The organism is Shigella sp. FC1661 (genome assembly GCF_001712525.1).
Taxonomy (GTDB): Bacteria; Pseudomonadota; Gammaproteobacteria; order Enterobacterales; family Enterobacteriaceae; genus Escherichia; species Escherichia coli.
Genome location: NZ_MDGW01000101.1, coordinates 1 through 7774, shown reverse-complemented (window position 1 = coordinate 7774; position 7774 = coordinate 1). Strand labels below are relative to the sequence as shown.

Annotated in this window: 5 protein-coding genes and 4 pseudogenes; 4 read left to right on the top strand and 5 right to left on the bottom strand. The window is 49.2% G+C overall.

Annotation, left to right across the window (positions count from 1 at the left end):
• The coding region (locus BFF42_RS07370; protein ID WP_032277379.1) for an IS1 family transposase at positions 1 to 159 on the bottom strand (159 nt) is incomplete at its 3' end.
• 55 nt (positions 160 to 214) lie between these two features.
• Here BFF42_RS07370 and BFF42_RS07365 point away from each other — a divergent pair.
• A pseudogene (locus tag BFF42_RS07365) lies at positions 215 to 688 on the top strand (fimbrial family protein); the annotation flags it as partial.
• A 37-nt stretch (positions 689 to 725) separates the two neighbouring features.
• Here the strand turns inward: BFF42_RS07365 and nhaR are convergent.
• Both nhaR and nhaA read right to left on the bottom strand, forming a co-directional pair.
• Entirely contained in the window at positions 726 to 1625 is a 900-nt protein-coding gene (nhaR, locus tag BFF42_RS07360) for a transcriptional activator NhaR (RefSeq protein ID WP_001300855.1), read from the bottom strand.
• Positions 1626 to 1690: 65 nt separating this feature from the next.
• A pseudogene (gene nhaA / locus BFF42_RS07355) lies at positions 1691 to 2856 on the bottom strand (Na+/H+ antiporter NhaA).
• 585 nt (positions 2857 to 3441) lie between these two features.
• Between nhaA and mokC the strand changes: the two are divergent.
• A complete protein-coding gene (gene mokC, locus BFF42_RS07350; RefSeq protein ID WP_000809168.1) occupies positions 3442 to 3594 on the top strand; it encodes a type I toxin-antitoxin system toxin MokC in 153 nt (50 codons plus the stop codon).
• 103 nt (positions 3595 to 3697) lie between these two features.
• On the opposite strand, the gene dnaJ is transcribed toward mokC, so the two are convergent.
• Positions 3698 to 4828 (bottom strand): molecular chaperone DnaJ, encoded by a 1131-nt coding sequence (gene dnaJ, locus BFF42_RS07345; RefSeq protein ID WP_001118467.1) that lies wholly within the window; start codon positions 4826 to 4828, stop codon positions 3698 to 3700.
• A gap of 88 nt (positions 4829 to 4916) precedes the next feature.
• On the bottom strand, positions 4917 to 6833 hold the full coding sequence (gene dnaK / locus BFF42_RS07340; protein WP_000516135.1) for a molecular chaperone DnaK: 1917 nt from the start codon (positions 6831 to 6833) through the stop codon (positions 4917 to 4919).
• Between the two features lie 376 nt (positions 6834 to 7209).
• On the opposite strand from dnaK, the pseudogene BFF42_RS07335 reads away from it, so the two are divergent.
• Together BFF42_RS07335 and BFF42_RS07330 are read left to right on the top strand one after the other, a co-directional pair.
• A pseudogene (locus BFF42_RS07335) lies at positions 7210 to 7440 on the top strand (DUF2541 family protein); the annotation flags it as partial.
• 54 nt (positions 7441 to 7494) lie between these two features.
• Positions 7495 to 7774 (top strand): annotated as a pseudogene (locus tag BFF42_RS07330) (IS1-like element transposase); the annotation flags it as partial.

Sequence of the window (7774 nt, the reverse complement as noted above, 5' to 3'; positions counted from 1 at the left end):
GTGCGTACCGGGCTGAGAGGCGGTGTAAGTGAACTGTAGTTGCCATGTTTTACGGCAATGAGAGCAGAGATAGCGCTGATGTCCGGCAGTGCTTTTGCCGTTACGCACCACGCCTTCAGTAGCGGAGCAGGAAGGACATCTGATGGAAATGGAAGCCACGCAAGCACCTTAAAATCACCATCATACACTAAATCAGTAAGTTGGCAGCATTACCAGCGTCCGCTTTAATTATAATTTAAATACTATTTTACTGGTAAATTTAATGACCTGTGGTTTTGAAGATCAATCCATCGACACTGGACGATTTGTACTGTCTCGTATCAATAATGAAAATTATCAGTTTCATCATATAAGATTTGACTGCATCCAGGGCGAGCAAGGTGAATTAGTTTTTGAACCCAGTGATGTTGAATATTACTTTGAACCAGTGACGATACAGGAGTCAGGAACCAGCATATTAAAAAATGAGTTAGAAAACAGTGAGGACGGTGCGGGTCAAGTAGGCTTTCAACTCTCCAATGATGGTACGAATGAAATCCAGTATGGTAAAAGCAATTACTACTCTTTTCAGCATCCCCATGAAGGAAGTAATCAGATTCCTCTATTTATTCGCCCGCGTACATATGGAAATAATGTCTCAAGCGGGCAAATAATGAGCCGAGTCAAAATCGTGGTTATGTACAACTAATCTATCTCCTCCACTTTAACTTTGGGGGAGCTGCCGATTAACGCGCCGCTGGACTAAAAAGCGCAGAATAATCCGTATTGCAGATTCGCTGTACCGCCGGGTGCTGAATCATCCGCTCAGCAAAAATAGCATGGTACTCTTCCATCACATTCTCGACGCGACCAATTTCTACGACAGTTTTATCGGCATAAAAGTCATATGCATAAAGCGTTGGGGCAACGAAGATTGCATTGTGCATTGCACCAAAAGCTTTCATCAACGCGGCATCATCAAACTCGCCGAGGATTTCTACGTTTAATCCCTGGGAGTTAAACCAGTTAAGCAATTTGCGCCCTAACATTGAACGTCGCCCAGGAATCAAAAGTCGCCGTTCTTCCAGACAAGCCGGGAACGGTTTTTCTGGTGGTGGATTTGTACACCAGAAACTCACGCCACATTCGCCAATTCTCACGGAGAACAGGCCTTCCTGCTGCGTAGAGTCTATCGGACAGTCGGAAATGATCATATCCAGTTTATGCTGGCTTAATTGCTCCAGTAGCATTTCGTGGGTGGATTCGAAGCAGCGAAGATGAATCGGCTCGCCTTCTACCACTGCAGCATTCAGCACGCTACTGACCAGGCGTTTGGAAAGTGCATCAGCCACGCCAACGTCAAACAATAAATTGGATTCTTTGCGATAGTTCACAATATCCAGCATTTCCTGGCTTAAGGTGAACATTTTATCGGCATAGCGATAGACCAGTTCTCCCAGCTCGCTGGGTTCGAGACCACGTCCCTTGCGCTTAAATAATTTGCCTTGCAGGCGCTCTTCCAGAGCCCGGATCTGTCCGGTAATGGTTTGTGGAGTTAAATAAAGCGCCTCCGCTGCGCCAACCACGGAACCTTCTTTATAGACATGCCAGAAGTAATACAAGTGGTTGTAATTGATATGAGACATGCTCATTTCTCTCCCTGATAACAATGAAAAGGGAGCCGTTTATGGCTCCCCGGTAAACCGTCCTGTCACACTGATGGACGCAAACGAACGCGTAACCAGCTGTATCCAATTACCGCCGAAGAGATAGAACCGACCAGGATACCGAGTTTCGCCCAGTTAATCAGTTCTGGATCTACGCTACCAAAGGCCAAGCTGGCAATAAAGATAGACATAGTAAAACCGATACCGCACAGGATCCCCACCGCCATAATTTGCTGATAAGTCGTTCCCTCAGGCAGATGCGCCAGTTTCAAACGCAGCGCAACCAGCAGAACAGACTAATCCCCAGCGGTTTGCCAATCAGCAAGCCAGCGATGATCCCCAATGGCAGAATGGAGGTCAAGCCATCCAGCGTGACGCCTTGCAGTGAAACGCCAGCATTAGCAAATGCAAACAGCGGCAAAATCAGATACGCCACCCACGGGTGTAACACATGCTCCAGTCGCTTCGCTGGAGAACGCCCATGCTTCTCTTTCAAAGGAATAAAGAAGCCGACAATTACCCCCGCCAAGGTTGCGTGAACCCCCGATTTCAACACCGCAGTCCACAACACTACGCCAACCAGAATATAGACGCCCGTGCGGCGTACACCACACAGATTCAATACCGCGAGTACCGCAATTGCTACAGCCGCGACGCCAAGAGAGGCCATCGATAAGTCATTAGTGTAGAACAATGCGATGATAATGATGGCCCCAAGATCGTCGATAATAGCCAGAGCCATCAAAAAGATCTTCAGTGCTAACGGAACACGACTTCCCAACAGCGCCAGCACACCAAGTGCAAAGGCAATGTCAGTAGCCGCCGGGATCGCCCACCCTTCGCGGGTAATCGGATCGGCATAGTTAAAGGCCAGATAGAGTAATGCCGGCACAATCATCCCACCAATAGCGGCGATAACTGGAAATGCGGCCTGGCGTAAGCTGGCTAGCGATCCTTGCATCAGTTCACGTTTAACTTCCAGACCGACTAACAGGAAAAATACCGCCATCAGCGCGTCATTTATCCATAACAGCATGTTTTTGTTGATTTCGAGTGAACCAACCCGGAGCTGAACCGGCGTCTCCAGAAAGTCGTGATACCATCCACTGGTTGCGCCGCTGTTGGCCATCATCATCGCCAGGATAGCGGCAATGATAAGAATAATGCCTCCCGAGGCATCACTGCTAAAGAATCGATGCAGATGTTTCACTTTTTATTTCTCTTTCAGGTGAATAGATCGTTTTTACTATTTTACCCCGCACGAATCATCGTTAAAATCAGATTATAGTGTAGGAATAATTCGTTTTTTACGAGCCTTTGTAGAATTTGCGCCATCAGCGGTGAGATGAGTTTTTGACGGCTGTAAGCGCTGACGAGTGACCCTAAGCTCAGATAATCATAGCTTAAGGTGAGGATTTCTGAGGGATTAATTAGGAAAAGTAATAATTAATTTCTTGTCAGTCGGCGTTATTTGTTAGGACAATATTTCAAAAATAATCCAGCTTGTCGTCAATAATTGCGATAAAGAGATAAATTAAAGTTAAATAATTAAATCATTAAAAAATTACGCCACAAAAATGCGAGGCGTCTTCAGGATTAGAATCGATAAAACAAAATGGGTTAAAGAGAGCGATATAATAGCGGCGGGTGCTTGAGGCTGTCTGTCTCAGGCATTAGCTGAACGGCAGATAGAGAAAAGCCCCGAGTGATATTTTACCATCAACCCGAGGCCCCCTATATGCTGAACACATGTAGAGTGCCTCTTACTGACCGTAAGGTCAAGGAGAAGAGAGCAATGAAGCAGCATAAGGCGATGATTGTCGCCCTGATCGTCATCTGTATCACCGCCGTAGTGGCGGCGCTGGTAACGAGAAAAGACCTCTGTGAGGTTCACATCCGAACTGGCCAGACGGAGGTTGCTGTTTTCACGGCTTACGAATCCGAGTAAGAGCAACGGCGGGGAGTGATCCCCGCCACTTTACAGGTGCTCGCATATCTTCAACGCACCCTATTTTTACCTAGGCCTGCCCACGGGCAGGCTTTTGGGGAGGTTAGCGGGTCAGGTCGTCAAAAAACTTCTTCACACCATCAAAGAAGCTCTTTGAGCGCGGGCTGTTGTGCTCGCCGGTTGGGCCACCGAAGCTTTCTTGCAGCTCTTGCAGCAGCTGTTTCTGCTTCTCGTTCAGGCCTACCGGTGTTTCGACGACAACGCGGCACAGCAAATCACCCTGTGCGCCACCGCGGACAGACTTGACGCCTTTACCGCGCATACGGAAAAGCTTACCGGTCTGGGTTTCGCCAGGCACTTTCAGTTTGACGCGACCATCAAGGGTCGGTACTTCGATTTCGCCACCCAGCGCCGCCATAGCGAAGTTGATCGGGACTTCGCAATACAGGTTGTTGCCTTCACGCTCGAAAATCGGGTGCTGTTTAACCTGAACCTGAACGTACAGATCGCCTGCCGGTGCGCCATGCTGGCCCGCTTCACCTTCGCCCGCAAGACGGATGCGGTCTCCAGTGTCCACCCCTGCCGGGATTTTAACGGACAGCGTTTTGCTGCGCTCAACACGACCATGACCATGACATTTGTTGCACGGATCTTTGATCAGCGTACCGCGGCCCTGACAGTGTGGACAGGTCTGCTGCACGGCAAAGAAACCCTGACGCATCTGCACCTGACCAGAACCATGACAGGTCGGACAGGTCTGCGGCTGTGTACCTGGTTTTGCACCGCTACCGTGGCAAACGTCACACTCTTCCAGAGTCGGAATGCGGATCTCTTTGGTCACGCCACGTACAGCTTCTTCGAGGGTGAGCTCCATGTTATAGCGTAAATCAGCACCGCGCGCCGCACGTTGACGACCACGTCCGCCGCCAAAAATATCGCCGAAAACGTCACCAAAAATATCGCTGAAGTCTGCGCCGCCGCCAAAACCGCCGCCGCCCATGCCGCCTTGCTCAAACGCAGCATGACCATACTGATCGTATGCCGCACGTTTTTGCGAGTCGGTCAGAACTTCATAAGCTTCCTTGATCTCTTTAAATTTCGCCTCGGCCTCTTTGTCACCCTGGTTACGGTCCGGGTGGTATTTCATGGCCAGGCGTTTGTAGGCCTTTTTGATTTCACGCTCTTCCGCTGTTTTGGAAACGCCTAAAATCTCGTAATAATCTTGCTTAGCCATCTTTTTTAAATTGCCCCTAGATGAATGCACGGGCGGAGAGGAAATTCCCCTTCGCCCGTGTCAGTATAATTACCCGTTTATAGGGCGATTATTTTTTGTCTTTGACTTCTTCAAATTCAGCGTCGACAACATCGTCATCTTTCGCGTTGTTTGCAGAAGCATCAGCACCGGCAGTCTGCTGCTGGGCATGTTGCTGCTGGGCGATTTCCATCAGTTTCTGGGAAACCTGTGCCAGCTCCTGCATTTTCGCTTCGATAGCGGCTTTGTCTTCACCTTTCAGAGCAGTTTCCAGTGCAGTCAGTGCAGACTCGATAGCAGTTTTGTCGTCAGCCGGCAGTTTGTCGCCTGCTTCTTCAACCTGCTTACGGGTGCTGTGCAGCAGATGGTCGCCCTGGTTGCGAGTCTGTACCAGCTCTTCAAACTTACGGTCAGCTTCGGCGTTAGCTTCTGCGTCGCGTACCATTTTCTGGATTTCATCTTCGTTCAGACCAGAAGAAGCCTTGATGGTGATCTTCTGCTCTTTACCGCTGTTTTTATCTTTCGCGGAAACGTGCAGGATACCGTCAGCATCGATATCGAAGGTAACTTCGATCTGCGGCATGCCGCGCGGTGCCGGGTTGATACCATCCAGGTTGAACTGACCCAGAGATTTGTTATCAGCCGCACGTTTACGTTCACCCTGCAGCACATGGATGGTTACCGCAGACTGGTTGTCTTCAGCGGTAGAGAACACCTGGCTGTGCTTGGTCGGGATAGTGGTGTTTTTCGCGATCAGCGTCGTCATCACACCGCCCATGGTTTCGATACCCAGAGACAGCGGGGTAACGTCCAGCAGCAGTACGTCTTTCACGTCACCAGTCAGAACACCACCCTGAACAGCAGCACCGATTGCTACAGCTTCGTCCGGGTTAACGTCTTTACGCGGCTCTTTACCAAAGAACTCAGCAACTTTCTTCTGAACCATTGGCATACGAGTCTGACCACCAACGAGGATAACGTCGTCGATATCAGATACGGACAGGCCAGCGTCCTGCAGTGCAACTTTCAGCGGCTCAATGGAACGGTTTACCAGATCTTCAACCAGGCTTTCCAGTTTCGCACGAGTCACTTTGATGTTCATGTGTTTCGGACCGGTCGCATCTGCAGTGATGTACGGCAGGTTAACGTCGGTCTGCTGAGCGGAAGACAGTTCGATTTTCGCTTTTTCTGCCGCTTCTTTCAGGCGCTGCATTGCCAGCGGATCGTTGCGCAGGTCAATGCCCTGATCTTTCTTGAATTCTTCAACCAGGTAGTTGATCAGACGGCTGTCGAAGTCTTCACCACCCAGGTGGGTATCACCGTTGGTAGCCAGAACTTCGAAGGTTTTTTCGCCATCAACTTCGTCGATTTCGATAATAGAAATATCGAAAGTACCACCACCCAGGTCATAAACCGCGATAGTACGGTTGCCAGTACCTTTGTCCAGACCGTAAGCCAGCGCAGCTGCGGTCGGTTCGTTGATGATACGTTTTACTTCCAGACCAGCGATACGGCCTGCGTCTTTGGTTGCCTGACGCTGAGCATCGTTAAAGTATGCCGGTACGGTGATAACAGCTTCAGTTACCGGTTCACCCAAGTAATCTTCAGCGGTTTTCTTCATTTTTTTCAGCACTTCAGCAGAAATCTGCGGCGGTGCCATTTTCTGGCCTTTAACTTCGACCCATGCGTCGCCGTTATCAGCAGCAATAATTTTGAACGGCATGATGGAAACATCACGCTGTACTTCTTCGTCCTGGAAGCGGCGGCCAATCAGGCGTTTAATCGCAAACAGGGTGTTTTGCGGGTTCGTCACTGCCTGACGTTTAGCCGGCTGACCAACCAGAGTTTCACCATCCTGGGTATAGGCAATAATAGAAGGCGTGGTGCGATCGCCTTCGGCGTTCTCCAGCACGCGAGGAGTGGTGCCATCCATAATCGCTACACAAGAGTTGGTAGTACCCAGGTCGATACCAATTATTTTACCCATCTAAACGTCTCCACTATATATTCGGTCATCATGTGGTTGTGAGTCTGTAATAGGGGCGAAATGTCTGGTTTCAACTGCCCAATTTCATTTTTTTGCAGACTCACTCACTGCGGTTGACTACTAAATGGGGTCGTAACCCACGTCATCAAGGGGGAGATGCAAAAATTTTTTGTGCTTTTGCGCAGAAATTTCGCGATATGGCAGGACAAGACGTAAAATTGACAGCAATTTTATTCATATAAAGAATGAATCGCAGCCAAGGCATTCATCAAAAAATTGTAATAAAAAGAAAAGATTACGTACCTGAATCTTCTCTTTATCAGCAGTAAACTAGTGGGTATTCATCCCTCTACCTCTTCCCACTAAGAGAATCCTTATAAAATCCGTTTTTACGATTTCCGCCAGCCTGGCGATTAGCCTGATGCTGTGCTGCACGGCGCAGGCAAACGACCATAAACTCCTCGGCGTCATTGCAATGCCGCGTAACGAAACCAACGATCTGGCGCTGAAACTTCCTGTTTGTCGCATTGTGAAACGCATACAACTCTCTGCCGACCATGGCGATTTACAGTTAAGCGGTGCATCGGTTTATTTCAAAGCCGCCCGGGTAATGCTGCCAACTTACTGATTTAGTGTATGATGGTGATTTTAAGGTGCTTGCGTGGCTTCCATTTCCATCAGATGTCCTTCCTGCTCCGCTACTGAAGGCGTGGTGCGTAACGGCAAAAGCACTGCCGGACATCAGCGCTATCTCTGCTCTCATTGCCGTAAAACATGGCAACTACAGTTCACTTACACCGCCTCTCAGCCCGGTACGCACCAGAAATCATTGATATGGCCATGAATGGCGTCGGATGTCGCGCCAGTGCACGCATTATGGGCGTTGGCCTCAACACGGTTTTACGTCACTTAAAAAACTCAGGCCGCAGTCGGTAACCTCG